The 17,871-nt window shown below is 75.6% G+C and carries 16 protein-coding genes; 10 read left to right on the top strand and 6 right to left on the bottom strand.

What is annotated here, in order from left to right:
- Positions 1 to 17 precede the first annotated feature (17 nt).
- The gene (locus FMM08_RS20930; RefSeq protein WP_147928282.1) at positions 18 to 3,119 is read right to left on the bottom strand and encodes a glycoside hydrolase family 2 TIM barrel-domain containing protein; all 3,102 of its coding nucleotides are present in this window, start codon (positions 3,117 to 3,119) and stop codon (positions 18 to 20) included.
- Between the two features lie 211 nt (positions 3,120 to 3,330).
- Between FMM08_RS20930 and FMM08_RS20925 the strand changes: the two genes are divergently transcribed.
- From FMM08_RS20925 to FMM08_RS20910, 4 genes are read left to right on the top strand one after another with little or no spacing between them, the layout of a single operon-like run.
- Positions 3,331 to 4,611: an ABC transporter substrate-binding protein gene (locus tag FMM08_RS20925; RefSeq protein WP_187279907.1), complete on the top strand. Its 1,281-nt coding sequence runs from the start codon at positions 3,331 to 3,333 to the stop codon at positions 4,609 to 4,611.
- Complete coding sequence (locus tag FMM08_RS20920; RefSeq protein ID WP_222711034.1) at positions 4,608 to 5,642, top strand: carbohydrate ABC transporter permease; 1,035 nt, start codon at positions 4,608 to 4,610, stop codon at positions 5,640 to 5,642. The genes FMM08_RS20925 and FMM08_RS20920 overlap by 4 nt, the downstream gene beginning before the upstream one ends.
- The gene (locus tag FMM08_RS20915) at positions 5,639 to 6,484 is read left to right on the top strand and encodes a carbohydrate ABC transporter permease (protein WP_222711033.1); all 846 of its coding nucleotides are present in this window, start codon (positions 5,639 to 5,641) and stop codon (positions 6,482 to 6,484) included. The genes FMM08_RS20920 and FMM08_RS20915 overlap by 4 nt, the downstream gene beginning before the upstream one ends.
- Positions 6,485 to 6,505: 21 nt before the next feature.
- A complete protein-coding gene (locus FMM08_RS20910; RefSeq protein ID WP_222711032.1) occupies positions 6,506 to 7,519 on the top strand; it encodes a LacI family DNA-binding transcriptional regulator in 1,014 nt (337 codons plus the stop codon).
- 94 nt (positions 7,520 to 7,613) lie between these two features.
- On the opposite strand, the gene groL is transcribed toward FMM08_RS20910, so the two are convergent.
- The 4 genes from groL to FMM08_RS20890 all read right to left on the bottom strand — a co-directional run bounded on the left by groL (position 7,614) and on the right by FMM08_RS20890 (position 11,050).
- On the bottom strand, positions 7,614 to 9,242 hold the full coding sequence (gene groL / locus FMM08_RS20905) for a chaperonin GroEL (protein WP_147928280.1): 1,629 nt from the start codon (positions 9,240 to 9,242) through the stop codon (positions 7,614 to 7,616).
- A gap of 302 nt (positions 9,243 to 9,544) precedes the next feature.
- Positions 9,545 to 9,751 (bottom strand): cold-shock protein, encoded by a 207-nt coding sequence (locus FMM08_RS20900; protein ID WP_147928279.1) that lies wholly within the window; start codon positions 9,749 to 9,751, stop codon positions 9,545 to 9,547.
- Positions 9,752 to 10,125: 374 nt separating this feature from the next.
- Positions 10,126 to 10,737 carry a LytR C-terminal domain-containing protein gene (locus tag FMM08_RS20895; protein ID WP_147928278.1) on the bottom strand — a complete coding sequence of 204 codons (612 nt, stop codon included), beginning with the start codon at positions 10,735 to 10,737 and terminating at the stop codon, positions 10,126 to 10,128.
- Between the two features lie 58 nt (positions 10,738 to 10,795).
- Positions 10,796 to 11,050, bottom strand: a complete 255-nt coding sequence (locus tag FMM08_RS20890) for a DUF3263 domain-containing protein (RefSeq protein WP_255472664.1) — start codon at positions 11,048 to 11,050, stop codon at positions 10,796 to 10,798.
- A gap of 45 nt (positions 11,051 to 11,095) precedes the next feature.
- Here FMM08_RS20890 and FMM08_RS20885 point away from each other — a divergent pair, with 45 nt between their 5' ends.
- From FMM08_RS20885 to FMM08_RS20870, 4 genes are all read left to right on the top strand, one after another.
- Positions 11,096 to 11,782 (top strand): uracil-DNA glycosylase, encoded by a 687-nt coding sequence (locus FMM08_RS20885; protein WP_222711031.1) that lies wholly within the window; start codon positions 11,096 to 11,098, stop codon positions 11,780 to 11,782.
- A gap of 23 nt (positions 11,783 to 11,805) precedes the next feature.
- Positions 11,806 to 12,636 (top strand): SGNH/GDSL hydrolase family protein, encoded by an 831-nt coding sequence (locus FMM08_RS20880; RefSeq protein WP_147928275.1) that lies wholly within the window; start codon positions 11,806 to 11,808, stop codon positions 12,634 to 12,636.
- Positions 12,637 to 12,710: 74 nt separating this feature from the next.
- Positions 12,711 to 14,825 carry a coiled-coil domain-containing protein gene (locus FMM08_RS20875; protein ID WP_147928274.1) on the top strand — a complete coding sequence of 705 codons (2,115 nt, stop codon included), beginning with the start codon at positions 12,711 to 12,713 and terminating at the stop codon, positions 14,823 to 14,825.
- Positions 14,826 to 14,858: 33 nt separating this feature from the next.
- Positions 14,859 to 15,884 (top strand): coiled-coil domain-containing protein, encoded by a 1,026-nt coding sequence (locus FMM08_RS20870; RefSeq protein ID WP_147928273.1) that lies wholly within the window; start codon positions 14,859 to 14,861, stop codon positions 15,882 to 15,884.
- Here the strand turns inward: FMM08_RS20870 and FMM08_RS20865 are convergent.
- Complete coding sequence (locus FMM08_RS20865) at positions 15,860 to 16,357, bottom strand: flavin reductase family protein (RefSeq protein ID WP_147928272.1); 498 nt, start codon at positions 16,355 to 16,357, stop codon at positions 15,860 to 15,862. The two genes, FMM08_RS20870 and FMM08_RS20865, sit on opposite strands and share 25 nt — an antisense overlap.
- Positions 16,358 to 16,548: 191 nt before the next feature.
- On the opposite strand from FMM08_RS20865, the gene FMM08_RS20860 reads away from it, so the two are divergent.
- Both FMM08_RS20860 and FMM08_RS20855 read left to right on the top strand, forming a co-directional pair.
- Entirely contained in the window at positions 16,549 to 16,848 is a 300-nt protein-coding gene (locus FMM08_RS20860) for a hypothetical protein (RefSeq protein ID WP_147928271.1), read from the top strand.
- Positions 16,835 to 17,851, top strand: coding sequence for a YeiH family protein (locus FMM08_RS20855; RefSeq protein WP_147928270.1), 1,017 nt, complete (start codon positions 16,835 to 16,837; stop codon positions 17,849 to 17,851). The genes FMM08_RS20860 and FMM08_RS20855 overlap by 14 nt, the downstream gene beginning before the upstream one ends.
- Positions 17,852 to 17,871 lie beyond the last annotated feature (20 nt).

Below are 17,871 nucleotides of genomic sequence, written 5' to 3'. Positions count from 1 at the left end.
ACCGGCCCCGCTGTTTCTCAGGCGGGCAGCTCCCGCAGGACCACGGAGAACGAGCGCTCGGCCGGGTGCAGCACGTACTGGGGCAGCACGGCGGGTCCGCACGAGGCGGTACCGGTGCCGTGCAGGGCGGCGTCGAGGGTCACCACGAGGTCGGGACCGGGCACGAGCTCGGCGTCGTGGCGGGCCGCGGCCAGCTCCTCGGTGGTCCACCGGCGGGCGGTGAAGCCCGTGGTGGGGGTGCCCTCCACGCGCAGGCCCGACGTGCGCGGGCTCCCGACCAGCTCGCCGCCGGTGAGCTCCAGCCAGCGGGCGTCGGCGCGGTGGCCGTTCTCCTGCGGCATGACGTACGGCGTCTGCAGCTCCGCGACCGACGCGCTGAACCGCCCGACGCGTGCCGCCAGACCCGTGTCGGGGTAGGCCTCGCCGGGTCCGCGGCCGAACCACGCGACCCGGTCGAGGGCGCGCGGCAGGTGCAGGCGCACCCCGAGGCGCGGCCACGGCAGGGACTGCTCCCCCTGCGGCTGCACGTGCACGTCCAGGCGCACGGCGGCGCCGCCGGCGCCGCCGGCGCCGCCGGGCTCGAGCGCCGTCCACCGGAAGGTGGCCAGGACGCCGTGGTCGTGCAGGGGCGGCGCCACGCGCGTGGTCACCACGAGCGAGCCGCCGTCCACGCGGACCTCGCGGACCTGGTGGGTGAGCTGGTGGAGCTTGGCCTCGCGCCAGGCGTCGGCGATCTTGCCGTTCTCGCCCTCGTCGTTGTCGGTGGGCGCGCGCCACAGGTCGAGGCGGAGCCCGTGCACCGGCAGCCCGCCGAGGCGGTGCAGCGCACCGGTGCGCGCGTCGAAGGAGGCACCGCCGAGGACCAGGTCGGCTCCGCGCCGCACCGGCTCCGCAGCAGCAGCACCGGCCGCCGTCGTCGAGGAGGACGACGACGGCAGCGGGTCCAGCGCCACCTGGCCGGAGCCCAGCACGTGCCCGGCGGCGGCCCACGGCTCGTCCTTGCGGGAGACGGCCGTCACCGTGACCCACCGCTCCAGCTGTCGACCAGTGCCGCCGCGCGCCGGCACGAGGGCCTCCGCCGGCAGTGCCACGTCGGCGCTGGCCCAGGGCGCGAGGTCCGGGGTGACCAGCTCGCCGCTGGCGACCTCCTCGCCGTCGTCCTCCCTCACCCATCGCAGGGAGACGCCGGAGAGGTCCCGGACGTCGTAGCGGTTGGTGACCGTCACCGCCGGCGCCCCGGCGGGCGCGCCAGCGGCGGGCACGACCTTGACCGGTGCGTAGGCGACGGCCACGTCGAGCAGCCCGGGCGAGGGCGTCCGGTCGGGGAAGAGGAGGCCGTCGGCCACGAAGTTGCCGTCGTGCGTCACCTCGCCGAAGTCGCCGCCGTACGCCCAGCGCTCGCGGCCGTCAGCGACCTGGCGCAGGCCGTGGTCGATCCACTCCCACACGAAGCCGCCCATGACGCGGTCGGAGGACTCGAAGAGGTCCTGGTACTCCGCCACGCCTCCGGGGCCCAGGCCCATGGCGTGCACGTACTCGCACTGCACGAAGGGCAGGCGGCGCCGGCGCGCGTCCGCGGCGTCGTCGCGCGGGCCGGCGGTCTGCCCGTCCTGCTCCATCGCCTCGTCGCTGCCCAGGTGCGCCTCCGCACCGCGGGCGATGCGCTCGACCTCGGCGTGGGAGGCGTACATGCGGCTGTACACGTCGACGTCGTGGAAGCCCCAGTCGTGCTCGTAGTGCAGGGGCAGGCCGGTGCCGACCTCGCGGGCGGCGCGGGCCATGGCGGACAGGTTGCGGCCGACGCCGCTCTCGTTGCCGAGCGACCACATGACCACGCTGGCGTGGTTCTTGTCGCGGTGCACGGTGCGCACCATCCGGTCGACCATGGGCGCCTCCCACGCCGGGTCGTCGGAGGGGTTGCGGCGCCAGGAGTTGTACCAGAAGCCGTGCGTCTCGAGGTCGCACTCGTCGACGACCCACAGCCCGTGCTCGTCGCACAGGTCGAGGAAGCGCGGGTGCGGCGGGTAGTGGCTGGTGCGGACGGCGTTGACCCCGTGCTGCTTCATGAGCAGCACGTCGGCGAGGTCTTCGGCGGGGGTGGTGGAGCGGCCGCGGTCGGCGGACACCTCGTGGCGGTTGACGCCGCGCATGAGGGTGCGGGCGCCGTTGACGGTGAAGACGTCCCAGTCGCCGGTCGTGGACGGGACGATCGCCACGGTGCGGAAGCCGATGCGCAGGCGGACGCGCTCGGTGGCGGTGGCCACCTCGGCGTCGTACAGGCGCGGGGACTCCGCGCTCCACGGGTCGACCGGGACCACCGCGTCCTCGCCGGGTGCGAGGTCGAGGCCGAGCTCGGGCACGAGCACGCGGGCCGTCGTCGTGCCGCCGGCCGCGGTGACGACCTCCACGCGCAGGGAGCCGGTGCCGGTGGCGTGGTCGTAGCCGGCGTGCACGTGCACGTCGTCGACGCCGCCGGCGGGGCGGCCGAGCAGGCGCACGTCGCGGAAGATCCCCGACAGCCACCACATGTCCTGGTCCTCCAGGTAGGAGCCCGAGGACCACTGGTGCACGCGGACCGCGAGGACGACCTGCTCGCCGGCGGAGGGGAGGTGGTCGGTGACGTCGATCTCGGACACCAGGCGCGAGCCGACCGAGCGGCCCACCTCGGTGCCGTCCACCCACACGCGGAAGGCGGAGTCGACGCCCTCGAAGCGCAGCACCGCACGGCCTCCGGCCGCCACGACGGCGGCGAGGTCGTCGGGGACGACGACGACGACGCGGTGGTCGCCGGTCGGGTTCTCGTCCGGCACGAAGGGCGGGTCGACGGGGAAGGGGTACTGCACGTTGGTGTAGGCGGGCCGGCCGTAGCGGCCGTCGGTGTTCTGCGGCGCGAGCTGCCAGTGGCCGGGCACGGCCAGCAGGTCCCAGGCGGAGTCGTCGAAGCCGGGCTGCGCGAAGGACTCCTCGACGTCGGCGTGCGGGCTCCAGCGGAAGCGCCAGTCACCGGACAGGTCGAGCTCGGGCGCGTCCGAGCGCAGCGCGGCACGAGCCGGCAGCACCCCCTGGGACGGGTCGTGCTGCTCGAACCAGTGCTCACGCACGTCGCTGTTAGCGCTCACGAGGCCACTCTGCCGGATGAGGGAGCCGTCGAGGAAGCCCACGGGGCGGTCGGCGGAGCGTGGAGGACACGAACCGGTCACGAAGAGGCGTCACCCGGTGACGACTCTGCCGAAGTGCTTGACGACGATCCTGTTATCGCTAACATCCTCGACACCGAGCGACGCCGCTCGAGTGACGCAACGCTGCGCCTCACACACCAGGAGCCGAGACATGGTCACCACCCCGAACGGCCTCAGCCGCCGCACCCTCCTCGCCATCCTCGGCTCCGCCGCCGTGACCGCGCCGCTGCTGTCCGCCTGCGGCGGCAACGACGGCGGCACCGGCGGGGGCTCGGGCGGCTCGGGCGGCAGCGGCGGGCTGTCGCAGTGGTTCCACCAGTACGGCGAGGAGGGCGTCGAGGACGCCGTGAAGAAGTGGGCGGCCGCCTACACCGCCAGCAAGATCACGGTGAACTGGGTCCTGGGCGACTACGCGCCCAAGCTGCAGTCGCGCCTGACCGCCGGCAGCGGCGTGGACCTCTTCGAGAACAACGCCATCGACGTCGCCTCGGCGCGCGCCGGCCAGTACGCCGACCTCACCGACATCATGGAGCCGGTCAAGGCGCAGTTCAGCGAGACCTCGCTGAAGGTCGTCACCATCGACGGCAAGATCTACGGCATCCCGATGATCAGCGACCCGCAGCTGATCTTCTACCGCCCGAGCATGCTGCAGAAGGCCGGCATCGCCGAGCCCAAGACCTTCGACGACCTCATCGCCGCGGGCATCGAGCTCACCGGCGGCAACCAGAAGGGCCTCTGGCTCGGCAACGACGGCGGCGCCGGCGTCATCAAGAGCGCGGCCGCGGCCAGCGGCGGCGGCCTCCTGTCCGACGGCGACACGAAGGTGAACTTCGCGACCGCCGACGTCGCCAGCGCCCTCACCAAGCTCAAGGAGGCCAACGACAAGCAGGCCGTCCTGCTGGGCTCCCCCACCGACTGGTGGGACGCGACCTCCTTCAACGCCGGCCTCGCCGCCATCACCTGGCAGGGCATGTGGGCGGTGCCCACCATGGTCAAGGCCCTCGGCGACGACGTCGCGGCCATGCCCGTCCCGGCCTTCGGCAGCGGCAAGCCGGTCGTCATGGTCTCCGGGTGGAACATGCAGGTGGCCGCGAAGGCCTCCGACGTCGACGCCGCCAAGGCCGCCGCGAAGGCGCAGTGGATCGACGACACGAAGTTCCAGACCTCGTTCTCGGTGGACTTCGGCTTCCACATCCCGCCGCAGACCTCCGTCGCCTCGGCCACCACCCAGCTGGGCAGCGGACCCGCCAAGACCTGCGTCGACGCCGCCACCCAGTACGGCTACGCCGCGGGCCCGTTCTGGACCCCGGCCATGGAGACGGCCTTCAACGACGCCGCTGTGAAGATCATCACCAGCGGCGCCGACGCCACCAGCACGCTGCAGGCCGCCGCCCAGACCGCCCAGCAGACCCTCGACTCGCTCGCGAAGTGAGCACCACCACCCCCCGCCGGGCGCAGGACGCGCCCGGCGGGGGCGCCCCCCGGGGCGGGGCCGGCGCCCCACCCGCTCGGCGCCCCCGACGCGCAGGCTCGGCGCTGCCCGGCACCGACCGGGCCTTCTGGATCCTCGTGGGCCCGTTCTTCGCAGGGCTGGCGGTCTTCTCGGTGCTCCCGATCCTGTGGAGCGCCTACCTGAGCTTCACCGAGGCGCGCGGCTCCCTGACGCCGGTGCGCTTCGTGGGCGTCGACAACTACCTGCGGTTCCTCACCGACCAGGCGTTCATCCAGTCCCTGGTGACGTTCGGCGTCTTCGCCGTCTTCATCGTCCCCGTGACGATGGCCTGCTCGCTGGGACTGGCGCTGCTGCTGCACGAGCTGCCGGCGGCCCAGGCGCTGCTGCGCTCGGTGTTCTTCATCCCGCTCGCCTGCTCCTACGTGGTGGCCTCGCTCATCTGGAAGCTGGGCCTGTTCAGCGGCCTGCCCTCCGGAGTGGCCAACACCGCGCTGTCCGCGGTGGGCCTGGAGCCGATCAGCACCTGGCTGGCGCAGTCGCCGTACTGGTGGGTCGTGCTCGTCACCGTGCGCCTGTGGCTGCAGGTCGGCTTCTACATGCTGCTCTTCCTCGCCGGGCTGCAGCGCATCCCCAAGACGATGTACGAGGCCGCTGCCATCGACGGCCTGTCCGCCGGTCCGCGCCGCTTCTTCTCCATGACGTGGCCGCAGCTGCGACCCACCGTCGCGGCCGTGCTGCTGCTCCTGCTCGTCGCCGCCTTCCAGGCCTTCGACGAGTTCATCAACCTGCTGCCCAAGAACCCCGACACCCGGCCCCCGCTCGTCTACCTCTACCAGGTGGCCCTCGGCGGAGACCGCGACTTCGGCCTGGGCTCCGCGGGCTCCCTCATCCTCACGGCGATCATGGTGGTGGTGGCCCTGGGCCAGAACTACTTCTTCGGCTTCGCCGCCGCGGAAGACCGCACGAAGCGCCGGTCGCGCCGCGCCCGTCGCACCGGGACCCCCTCGTGACCGGGGTCCGCGGCCCGGGCGCGGGGGCCCTGCTGGCCCTGCGCTACGCCGTGCTGGCCGTGCTGGGGCTGCTGTTCCTGCTGCCCTTCTACATCATGGTCAAGACGGCGGTCTCCTCCCCGGCGGACATCGCGTCGCGGACCTTCGTCCTGTGGCCGTCCCAGCCCGACTGGAGCGCCTTCGGCCGCGTCCTGGAGGACCCGTCCTTCACCACGGCCATCATCACGAGCAGCCTCATGGCCGTCTCCATGACCGTCGGGCAGATCGTCGTCGCGGCGATGGCGGGCTACGCGCTGGCGCGGATCCCGCACCGGCTCGCCCAGCCGCTGTTCGCCCTCACCGTGCTCATGCTGCTCATCCCGGGCGCCACGACCTTCCTGCCCAACTTCATCATCGTGGCCAAGCTCGGGTGGGTGGACTCCCTCCAGGGCCTCGTGGTGCCTACGCTGTTCAGCGCCTTCAACGTCTTCCTCTTCCGCCAGTTCTTCCTGGCCTTCCCCAAGGAGCTGGAGGAGGCGGGCAAGCTGGACGGCCTCGGCCACCTGGGGGTCTTCGTGCGCATCGTGGTGCCCAACTCGCTCGCCTTCGCCTCGGCGCTCACCGTGCTGGGCTTCGTGGGCGCGTGGAACGCGTTCCTGTGGCCGCTCGTCGTCGCCGGCAGCGGCAGCGGCGCGCTCACCGTCCAGGTGTACCTGTCGCAGTTCCTCACCGCGCAGACCTTCGACTACACGGGCCTGTTCGCCGCGGCGCTGCTGTCCCTGGTGCCGGTGCTGGTCGTCTTCGTCGTGCTCCAGCGCTGGCTCGTGCGCGGCGTCGCCGAGACCGGCATGGGCGGGGCCTGAGTGTCCCCGCGGCCGCGGGGGGTGCGCAGGAGCGACCGCCCCTCCCTGGCCGACGTCGCCGCGGCCGCGGGGGTCTCGGCGCAGACGGTCTCGCGGGTGGTGAACGGCCACGAGGGCGTCGTCCCCGAGACGCGCGCCCGGGTGCTGGAGTCGCTGAAGGCCATCGGCTACCAGCCCAACACCGCGGCGCGCGCCCTGGCCACCGGGCGCTACGGGGCCATCGGCGTCCTGGTCTTCTCCGTCTCGCGCCTGGGTGACGTCCGCTCCCTGTCAGGCATCACCCAGGCCGCGGGCCGCGCGGGGCGCGCCATCCAGCTGCTGAGCCTGGAGGAGGCCACCGCGGCGCGGGTCGACAGCGGCATCGCCGCCCTGTCCGCCTCCGAGGTCGACGGGCTGGTCCTCGTGGAGGCCGACCTCCTCGAGCGCTTCGACGTGGCGGTGCGCCCGGGGCTCCCCCTGGTCACCACCGACGCCGTGCCCGGTCCGTTCCCCAGCGTCGACACCGACCAGGCCGCCGGCGCGCGCGCCGCCGTCGAGCACCTGCTGGAGCTGGGCCACCGCACCGTCCACCACCTCGCGGGGCCGCCCACCAGCCGCGCCGCGCAGGTGCGCGCCCGCACCTGGGAGGAGGTGCTGCGCGCCGCCGGGCGCCCGGTGCCCCCACCGGTGGTGGGTGACTGGACCTCCGCGTCCGGTCACCGCGCCGGGCACCTCCTGGCCGGCCTGCCCCCGGGCGAGGTGACGGCGGTGTTCAGCGCCAACGACCAGATGGCCCTCGGGCTGCTGCGCGCCCTGCACGAGCGGGGCCGGCGCGTGCCCCAGGACGTCTCCGTGGTCGGCTTCGACGACGTCGCCGAGTCCAGCGACTACTGGCCGCCGCTCACCACCGTCCACCAGGACTTCGAGACCGTCGGCGAGCACTGCGTGCGGATCCTCCTGGAGGAGATCGCCCAGCCGGGACGGCACCTCACCGGCACCACCGTCGTGCCGGTGCACCTGGAGGTGCGGGCCTCCACCGCTCCCCCACCGGTCTGAGGCCGGCTGGAGCGGTCAGCAGGACGACGAAGGGCGGCACCCCCGGTGAGGGGTGCCGCCCTCGGGCTTCAGCCGAGCTGGCTGAGCGGCGGGATCAGAAGTCCATGCCGCCCATGCCGCCGTCGCCACCGGCCGGGGCCGCAGCGGCCTTCTCCGGCTTGTCGGCGATGACGGCCTCGGTGGTGAGGAACAGCGCCGCGATGGAGGCGGCGTTCTGCAGCGCCGAGCGCGTCACCTTGGCCGGGTCGATGATGCCGGAGCCGACCATGTCGACGTACTCGTTGGTGGCGGCGTTCAGGCCCTGGCCGACGGGGAGGTTGCGCACCTTCTCCGCCACGACGCCGCCCTCGAGGCCGGCGTTGACGGCGATCTGCTTGAGCGGGGCCTCGATGGCGACCTTGACGATGTTCGCGCCGGTCGCCTCGTCACCCGAGAGCTGCAGGTCGGTGAAGGCCTTGGAGCCGGCCTGGATGAGGGCCACGCCGCCGCCGGCGACGATGCCCTCCTCGACGGCGGCCTTCGCGTTGCGGACGGCGTCCTCGATGCGGTGCTTGCGCTCCTTGAGCTCGACCTCGGTGGCCGCGCCCGCCTTGATGACGGCCACGCCGCCGGCGAGCTTGGCGAGGCGCTCCTGCAGCTTCTCGCGGTCGTAGTCGGAGTCGCTGCGCTCGATCTCGGAGCGGATCTGGTTGACGCGACCGGCGATCTGGTCGGCGTCGCCAGCACCCTCGACGATGGTGGTCTCGTCCTTGGTGATGACCACCTTGCGGGCGCGGCCCAGCAGGTCCAGGCCCGCGGTGTCGAGCTTGAGGCCGACCTCCTCGGAGATGACCTGGCCGCCGGACAGGATCGCGATGTCCTGCAGCATCGCCTTGCGGCGGTCGCCGAAGCCGGGCGCCTTGACGGCGGCGGAGCGGAAGATGCCGCGGATCTTGTTGACGACGAGCGTGGCCAGGGCCTCGCCCTCGACGTCCTCAGCGATGATCACCAGCGGCTTGCCCGACTGGGTGACCTTCTCCAGCAGGGGCAGCAGGTCCTTGATCGAGGAGATCTTGGAGTTGGCGATGAGGATGTACGGGTCCTCGAGGACCGCCTCCATGCGCTCGCCGTCGGTGACGAAGTAGGGCGAGATGTAGCCCTTGTCGAAGCGCATGCCCTCGGTGAGCTCGAGCTCGAGGCCGAAGGTGTTGCTCTCCTCGACCGTGATCACGCCCTCCTTGCCGACCTTGTCCATCGCCTCGGCGATGAGGTCGCCGATGGCGGGGTCAGCGGCGGAGATCGAGGCGGTCGCGGCGATCTGCTCGCGGGTCTCGACGTCGACGGCGTTGGCGAGCAGCTGGTCGGAGACGGCCGCGACGGCCTTCTCGATGCCGCGCTTGAGGGCCATCGGGTTGGCGCCGGCGGCGACGTTGCGCAGGCCCTCGCGGACCATCGCCTGGGCCAGGACGGTCGCGGTGGTGGTGCCGTCACCGGCGACGTCGTCGGTCTTCTTGGCGACCTCCTTGACGAGCTCGGCCCCGATCTTCTCGTACGGGTCCTCGAGCTCGATCTCCTTGGCGATCGAGACGCCGTCGTTGGTGATGGTGGGGGCGCCCCACTTCTTCTCCAGCACGACGTTGCGGCCCTTGGGGCCGAGGGTGACCTTGACGGCGTCGGCGAGGGTGTTCATACCCCGCTCGAGACCGCGGCGGGCCTCCTCGTTGAAGGCAATGGTCTTCGCCATGAGCGGTGCTCCTCCGGAACGGGTGGCGGTTCGTGTGGTGCTGCCGGCCGGCCGGGCGCCCGCGACGGACGCCGCCTGCGCTCCGGGCCTGCACCCGGGGGCCTGCGGCTCGCCCAGCACGGCCGGGGAGCTCGGGGCTCCCAGGTCCTGTGCTGGCACTCGGGGTCACCGAGTGCCAGGTACCAGATTGGCACTCTCACCGTCCGAGTGCAAACACGCTGCACCCGGACGACCCTCGCGGACGCAGCGACGGCGCCGCCCCCTCGCGGGGACGGCGCCGTCGCGGGCGCGTGGGGTGCTGGTCAGGCGCCGGCGAGGCGGACGGCCTCGGCCTGCGGGCCCTTCTGGCCCTGCCCGATCTCGAACTCGACGGCCTGTCCCTCCTCGAGGGAGCGGTAGCCGTCCATCTGGATGGCGGACCAGTGGACGAAGACGTCAGGGCCACCCTCGACGGTGATGAACCCGAACCCCTTCTCAGCGTTGAACCACTTCACAGTTCCGAGTGCCATGGTGCGTGCTCCTGCAGCGGTGCGGTGGTCGGGGAGGGGCAGTGCGCCCGACCCCGGGTCTGGAGTCCGTGGGCCTCGCGGCCCCCGTGCGGCCCCCCTGGCGTTCGTGCTGGAGGAGTCCTGTCGCCACTGAACTGATCGACCGGTCCGCAGGGTAGCGGTCGGCGAGCCGCCCGAGCGAGGTCCGAGGCCAGGTCAGGGCGCCCCGGCAGCGGGACGGCGCCGGGGCGCGGCGCCCAGCGGCCCGCTCCGGGCACCGCTTCCGGCGTGCGACCTGCGAACAGCCGTCGCGGAGGCCGCCGCCGAGGCCGCCGCACCCGTCCGGAGCCCCTCCGTCCCCCTGTCCCACCGGGGGAGGACGTGCGGAGGGCGCCTCAGCGCAGGACGACGGTCAGCGAGCCGGCCTGCGCCTGGGCGTCGAGCGCGGTCTTCGCACCCACCTGCGCCGCGAGGGCCTCGGCGGCGCCCTCGAGCGCGGCGGTGGGGTACAGCACGGTCGTGGTCTTGTGGGCCGAGCGCTGCGCGGCGGTGGCGTTGCCGGTGCTGGCGACCTCCCAGCCGTCGGCCTCGACCTGCGCGGCCTTCTTCGCCGCCAGTCCGGAGGTCCCGGTGCCGTTGAGGACGACGACCGGTGCGCTGCGCTCGGAGGAGGCCGTGGGGCTGGCGCTGGGCGGCGCCTCCGGGGAGGAGGCGGGCGAGGCGGCAGGAGGCGCACCGCCGGCGGCCGGGTCGGCGGAGGCGGCCGGGTCCTGCGCGGCGGCCTGGTCACCGCCCGCGGCGGGGGCGGCGCTGGCGCTGGAGCCGGGGTTCCCCACCGTGGTGAGCGCCACGTAGCCGGCGCCTCCGGCGGCCACGACGACCAGGGCGATGACCACCGGGGCGAGGACACCGCCGGGGCGCTTGGGCGCGGCGCGGTGAGCACCGCGGCGGCCGTCGCGCGGCGGGGTGACGGCGTCGAAGTCGTCACGCGGGTACGGCGAGCTCACGCCTCGACGGTACGGGCTCGGAGGTCGCCGCGAGGGCGGTTCGCGGTGACGCGGCGCGTCAGCTCCCGGGGGCGGGGCCGACGTCCAGGTCCCGCCCGGCGGTGCGCTCCTCGCGCAGGCGACGGAGCCTGCCGACCAGCACCGGGTCGGCGGCCAGGGCCTCCGGGTCGTCGAGGAGGGCGTTGAGCCGCTGGTAGTAGCGGGTGGCCGACATGTCCAGCTCGTCGCGGACGGCCTGCTCCTTCTCGCCCCGGCGCCGGAAGGTGCGCCGCTCGAGGGCGAGCACCGCCAGGTCCCGCTGCGACAGCGCCACCGGCCCACCCTGGCAGAGCGCGCCGCGGCAGGGCAGCGTGGGCCCGTGCCGACCCCCGCCGCGCCGTCCCCGCTCGCCGCCGTCCACCCCAGCTGGAGGGTCGCCCTCGCCCCGGTCGAGGAGGACCTGCTCCGGCTGGAGGCCGAGCTCGCGGCGCGCCGCGGCGCCGGCGAGGAGGTGCTGCCGGCGCCCGAGCACGTGCTGCGCGCCTTCGAGCAGCCGCTCGATGCGGTGCGGGTGCTGCTGCTCGGCCAGGACCCCTACCCCCGGCCCGGCCACGCGGTGGGGCTGGCCTTCTCCGTGGCACCGCACGTGAGGCCGCTGCCGCCGACGCTGCGCAACCTGCTCAAGGAGCTCGTGGCGGACACCGGGCTCCCGGCCCCCTCGACCGGGGACCTGTCGCCCTGGGCGGAGCGCGGCGTGCTGCTGCTCAACCGGGTGCTCACGGTGCGCGCCGGCGACTCCGGCTCGCACCGCAGGCTCGGGTGGGAGCGCGTCACCGACGCCGCCGTGCGGGCGCTCGCCGCCCGGGGCGGGCCGCTGGTGTCGGTGCTGTGGGGGCGGGACGCGCAGACCGCCGCCGGCCTGCTGGCCGGGACCGCCGTCATCACGGGGGTGCACCCGAGCCCGCTGTCGGCCTCGCGCGGGTTCCACGGGTCGCGCCCGTTCACCGCTGTCGACGAGGCGCTGCGCGCGCAGGGCGCACCTGCTGTCGACTGGTCGCTGCCCTGAGCAACGAGCGCTAGCGTGCGCGGGTGGCTGCTGACCCCGCGCGCGGACCCGCGCCGACGTACCGGCGGTACGTCGCCGTCGGGGACTCCTTCACCGAGGGCATCGACGACCCCGACCCGGCCTCCCCCGGACGCCACCGCGGCTGGGCCGACCGGCTCGCCGAGCTGCTCGACGACGACGCGCGCGGCGCGGGCTCGCGCCTGGAGTACGCCAACCTCGCCGTCCGCGGCAAGCGGATGCGGGAGGTCCTGGACGAGCAGCTGCCCCGCGCCCTCGAGCTCGGCCCTGACCTGCTCAGCATCAGCGCGGGCGGCAACGACATCCTGCGACCCAGCGTCGACGTCGACGCCCTGGCCGCCGCGCTGGACGAGGCGGTGGGCGCCGCCCGCTCCGCCGGAGCCCAGGTGCTGCTGGCGGCCGGCTTCGACCCCGCCGGGCTTCCGGTGGTGCGCATGACCCGCGGCCGCGTGGCCACCTTCAACCTCCACCTGTGGCGCATCGCCCAGCGCTGGGACGCGCTGGTCATGGACCTGTGGTCGATGCGCGCCCTCTACGACCTGCGGATGTGGGCCCCGGACCGGATCCACCTGGCGCCGGAGGGCCACGAGCGGGTGGCCCTGCTGGCCGCCGCCACCGTGCGGGGGCTGCACGGCGGCGATCTGGGGGCGGCCGAGCAGGAGTGGGCCTCACCGCTGCCGCCGCAGCCCTCCCCCGGACGCCTGGCGCGCGCCGGCCAGGACGCCGCCTGGGCGCGCGCCCACCTGGCCCCGTGGGTGCGGCGGCGCCTCGAGGGGCGCTCGAGCGGCGACGGCGTGGCCCCGAAGCGGCCCGAGCCCCTGCCCCTGGCGCGCTGACCGGCCGCGACACGACGCTCCGACGAAGCGCGAAAGCCCGTCCCGGACGGCGGCTGCGTGCCACCATCGGCTGCATGAGGACGGACCGGCCGCAGCGGACCACCGGTGCTGCCGGGGGTGCGACGGCCGTGGTGCCCGAGGTCCCCGAGGGCAGCCTCCTGAGCTCCACCTCCCCCGCGGGCATCCCGCACGCCGCCCTGAGCGGGCCCGTCGACACCTCGGGGCTGCCCGACGCTCCGCAGCGGCCCCGCTCCGAGCGGCGCCGCTGGGGACGCTCCCCCGAGGAGGCGGTCGCCTCGGAGGCGCCGCAGCCCCAGATGGTCAGCCGGCGCGCCCCGGTGCCCGACCTGGACGACCTCCCGGTGCGCGCGCGCTCCGGCGGTCGCTCGCTGCCCTCGCCGGTCGTGCTGCCGCCGTCGGGACCCGCCGCTGCGCCGTCGGCGCCGTCGGCGCAGCACCGACAGGTGCGCCCGCCGGTGGCAGCCCCGTCGGCGCCGTCGCAGGCCCTGGCCACCGAGGCCGCGGCCCCCGTGCCGCCGCACCGCCCGGCGCCGCGGCCGGAGGCTCCCGAGCGCGCCATCCACCTGCTCGGCCTGGCCCAGGACCACGCCGAGCGCGTGCGCGCCGCCGCTGAGGCCGACGCCGCCGCCCTGCAGCGGGCCACCGCCGCCGAGGCGGCGCGCGCCCGCTCCGAGGCCGAGGAGCTCACCGGCGCCGCCCGGCGCGACGCCGAGGCGGTGCGCGCCGCCGCCGAGGCCCACGCCGCGCGGGTGCGCCGCGACGCGGCCGCCGAGTCGCGCCTCACCGTCGAGGAGGCCGAGCGCCGCGCCGTGGAGCTGCGCGAGGAGTCGGCGCACCTGCGCCGCGAGGCCTCCGACCTGTCCGCGGCGATCACGGCCCTGCGCTCGCAGCACCAGGAGGCCGCCGCCGAGGTGGCCTCGCTGCGCGAGCGGTCGACGGCTGCGATGACCGAGGCGCGCGCTGAGGCCCAGCAGCTGGTGGAGGACGCCGCCGAGCAGGCGGCCATGGTGGTCGAGGCGGCCTCCAGCACCGCCGACGCGATGCTCACCCAGGCGATGGCGGACAGCGCCGCCGCCGAGGAGCTCGCCCGCACCGCGCACCACCGGGCGGCCGAGGAGGGCGACCGCCTGCTGGCCGGTGCGCGCGCCGAGGCCGACCAGCTGCTCGCCGCCGCCCGCGAGGCCGCCGCGCAGGAGCGCGCCGAGGCGATGGCCGAGGCCGACACCATCCGCGAGACCGGTCACATCGAGGCGCAGCGCGCCACCGCCGAGGCGTACTCCCAGGCCGAGCGCGTGCTCGCCGCGGCCACCACCGACGCCTCCGCGGTGCGGCGCACCGCGGAGACCGAGCTCGTCCAGGCGCGCCAGGAGGCCTCCGCCGCTCGCGAGCAGGCCGTCGAGGAGGGCCGCCGGGTGCGCGCCGAGGCGCGCGCGCAGGCGGAGAAGGAGCTCGCGGCCGCCGCTGAGCAGACCGCGTGGACCACGGGCACGGTGCAGGCGCTGCTGACCGCCGCCGAGGAGGAGGCCCGCACCGTCCGCCACCGCGGTCACGCCGAGGCCGCTGCCGCCGTGCGCCGCGCCCGGGTGCGCCTGCAGGCCGTGATGGGCACCGCCAGCCAGCGCGTGCGCACCCGCCTGGGCGGGCTGGAGGCCGAGGCCGAGCAGCTGCGGCGCACCGCCGTGGACGAGCTGGAGTCCGCGCGCGCCGAGGCGGTGCGCCTCGTGCGCGCCGCCCGCCAGGACGCCGACCGCGTGCTGGCGGCCGCGGGCGCCGCGGAGGCGACGGCGCGCGAGCGCTCCGCGCGGCGCGCCGAGGAGGCCGAGCACGGCGCCCGCTCGCTGCGGGCCCGGGTGGCCGAGGAGGTCGCCCGTGCACAGCGCGAGTCCCAGGACGCGCGCCGCGAGGCCCGCGCCGAGGCCGTCCGCCTGGTGGTGGAGGCCCGCGCCGAGGCCGACAGGGAGCGCGTCGACGCCGTCGCCCAGCGTGACCGGCTGACCGCTGAGGTGGCGGAGCTCACCCGTCTGCGCGAGTCCGCGGCTGCGGAGCTCGGCCAGCTGTCGGGCATCATCGAGGTGCTCGCCGCGCGAGGCCGCAGCGGCGCCCCGGCCCGCGCCGGAGCGCCCGAGGCCACGCCGACGAGCAGCTCCTGGGCGTCCCTGCCACGGTAGGGGCTCCCGTCCCCGGCGACTCCCGGAGGAACCATGCCCGACACCGGCGCGTTCCGCACCGTCCTGCGCGGGTACGACCCCGCCCAGGTGGACCAGCACGTGCACCACGTCCAGGAGGCGCTCGGCGAGGCCCGCGAGGTCGCCGCCGAGCTGTCGGAGCAGGTGCAGGCGCTGGAGCGCCGGCTCGCGGAGCGGGCTGCCGAGGAGGCGGCCGAGCTGGTGCGCCCCGAGGCCCTGCAGCCCCGCTACGCCGACCTCGGTGCGCGGGTGGCGCAGATCCTGGCGCTGTCGGAGGAGGAGGCCTCAGACCTCCTGGCCCGCGCCGAGGCCGACGCGGAGGCGCTGCGCAGCGAGGCGGAGGCCCGTGCGCGGCTGGTGCGCACCGAGGCGGACAGGTACGACGCCGCGGTCCGCGCCGACGCCGACCTGGAGGCCCAGCGGGTCCTCGCTGACGCCCAGCGGCGCGCCGACGACGTCCTCGACACCGCTGAGAGGCACGCGGCGGCGCGCCGCGAGGAGGCCGAGGCCGTCTGGGAGGACGCACGCTCCCGCGCCGCGCAGGCCGCCGCGGACTTCGAGCTGGCGCTGGCCACCCGCCGCCACCGCACCGAGGTGGAGGCCGCCGAGCGCGCTCGCGCCGACGCCGAGGAGCTGGAGCGGGCCGAGCGGGTGGTGGCGCAGGCCCGGCACCGCGCCGAGCAGGTCGACGCCGAGGTCGCCGCCCGCACCGAGGAGCTGCTCGCCTCGGCCCGGGAGCAGGCCGCGGCGCTGGTGGAGGAGGCCCGCCAGCGCGCGGACCAGGTCCGCGCCGAGTCGCAGCGGGAGCTGGCCGCGGCCACGGCTCGCCGCGACAGCATCAACGCGCAGCTGGCCAACGTCCGGCAGATGCTGGCGACGCTGTCCGGAGGCACCGCGGCCGCCGCCGGCGCGGTGCCGCTGACCGGCCTGGAGGACGCCCGGACCGACGGCCAGGGTCCGGACGCCGCAGACGAGCCCTTCGACGCGGACCAGACCGCCGTCCTCGACCTGCGCGATCAGATGGGGCTGAGGCGGGGGTAGGACCGCGCGTGGTGGACGAGGGGCGTACCGCCGCGCACCTCGGTGACCTCGGGGCGCACCAGCAGGACCACGCTGTCGCCGGCCTCGACGACGTCGTGCACCGGTCCGGCCAGGCGCGCCACCACGCCGTGCAGCGCCGGCAGGCCGGTCGGGTCCCAGGTCCAGGAGCCGTCGTCGGGGAAGCGGCCGTCGGCGGGAGCCGCGAAGCGCCGCGCCAGCGCCTCCTGGTCGTCGGCGAGCAGGTGCACCGCCACGCGCCGCTCGGCCAGCAGCGCCTCCAGGCTGGAGGAGGTCCGCGAGACGTTGAAGGACAGCAGCGGCGGCGCCAGGGACACCGAGGCCACCGAGATGGCGGTGAAGCCGACGGGGCGCTCCGGCGCGCGGGTGGTGACCACCCAGGCGCTGGAGGCGACGGTGCGGAAGGCGCCGGCGAGGTCGACCACGGGCGCGTCGGTGGTAGCGGTGCAGGTCACGAGGGATCTCCTCCATCGGTCCTGGCGGGAGCACCTGCCTCGTCCCCCGGGAGGGGCGGGCTGGTTGCTGCGGCGTCGACGAGCCAGGTCTCTCGGCCGCTCTGGATGGGCGGCGCCGATCGTCCCCCGGCGGTCCGCGTCGTGTCAACGCGGGGTCACCAAGCGGCCGAGGCGGTGGCTAGCGTGGCGGCGTGCAGCGCGTGGTGGTCGGGGTCGCGACCCTCGTCGTCCTGGGGGCCGTCGCCGGCGTCGCCGGGCTCCTCCTGTCCCCCCGCAGGCGCCGGCCCGCGCCTTCGACCGCCGTGCTGCTCGGGGTGGTCCTCGCGTTCGCCGGGGGGTTCGCCGGGTACGCCCTGGGCCCGAAGGGCGGCGCGGGCGCCTTCCTGACCGGGCCGGCGTGGGCGGGCGCTGCCGCCGGGGCCGCACTGGCCCTGGTGCTCCTGCTGGTGCTCCCCCTGCTGGGCCGCCGGTCGCGCCGTGCGCGCCCCTGAGGCGTCGGTGCGCCCGCTCCTGCCCGGCCTGCTCGCCGCGGCGGCGGCCGCGGCGCTCGCGTTCGGGGTGTCCTCCCTGGTGCCGGGCCTCGGGCCGACCACGGTGGCCGTCGTGCTCGGCCTGCTGGTGGCCAACACCGGCCTGCAGCGCGCCGCCCTGGCCCCCGGCACCGCCTTCGCCAGCCGCAGGCTGCTGCGCACCGCGGTGGTGCTCCTGGGCCTGCAGCTGCCGCTCGGCGCCGTGCTCGCGCTGGGCTGGCAGGGCCTGGTCGTCGTCGTCGTCACCGTGGCGGTGACGTTCGCCGGCACGCTGCTCCTGGGGCGCGCCCTCGGCCTGCCGCCGGGCCGGAGCCTGCTCGTGTCCACCGGCTTCTCCATCTGCGGGGCCTCCGCCATCGCCGCGGTGGAGCCGCTGGCGAAGGCCCGCAAGGACGACGTCACCACCGCCGTGGCGCTCGTGACCCTCTGCGGCTCGCTCGCGATCCTCGTGCTGCCGCCGCTGGCGGGGCCGCTGGGGCTCGACCCGGTGGCCTTCGGGGCGTGGGTGGGGGCGAGCGTCCACGACGTCGGGCAGGTCGTGGCCACCGCGAGCCGCGTGGACGGGGCCCTGCAGACCGCCGTCGTCGTCAAGCTCGCGCGGGTGGCGCTGCTGGCGCCGCTGGTGGCGGGGGTCGGGCTGGCGGCGCGGCGCGCCGCTCGCTCCCGGGCCGCCGCCGACGACGACGGCACCTCGCGCGCCCGGGTGCCGCTGCTGCCGCTGTTCGTCGTGGGCTTCCTGCTCGCCGTGGCGGTCCGGAGCACGAGGCTGCTGCCCACCGGGCTGCTCGACGCGGCCCAGCTGGTGCAGACGGTGCTGCTCGTGGCGGCCCTGTACGCCCTCGGCACGGGGATCCGGCTGCGCGTGCTCGTGCGCACCGGCGGGCGCTCGCTGGTCCTCGGCATCGTGTCGTGGGTCCTCGTGGCCGGCGTGGCCTACGCGGGGGTGCGCCTGCTCGGCCTGTGAGCACAGCGGACGCCCAGGGG

This window comes from Quadrisphaera setariae (genome assembly GCF_008041935.1).
Lineage (GTDB): Bacteria > Actinomycetota > Actinomycetes > Actinomycetales > Quadrisphaeraceae > Quadrisphaera > Quadrisphaera setariae.
Note: the sequence above shows the minus strand (reverse complement) of the source record. Positions and strands in the feature narration are given on the sequence as shown.

Excerpts from the sequence above, each read along its gene's own strand:
- FMM08_RS20925 (WP_187279907.1), top strand. The coding sequence starts at position 3,331 with ATGGTCACCACCCCGAACGGCCTCAGCCGCCGCACCCTCCTCGCCATC.
- groL (WP_147928280.1), bottom strand. The coding sequence starts at position 9,242 with ATGGCGAAGACCATTGCCTTCAACGAGGAGGCCCGCCGCGGTCTCGAG.
- FMM08_RS20900 (WP_147928279.1), bottom strand. The coding sequence starts at position 9,751 with ATGGCACTCGGAACTGTGAAGTGGTTCAACGCTGAGAAGGGGTTCGGG.
- FMM08_RS20875 (WP_147928274.1), top strand. The coding sequence starts at position 12,711 with ATGAGGACGGACCGGCCGCAGCGGACCACCGGTGCTGCCGGGGGTGCG.
- FMM08_RS20870 (WP_147928273.1), top strand. The coding sequence starts at position 14,859 with ATGCCCGACACCGGCGCGTTCCGCACCGTCCTGCGCGGGTACGACCCC.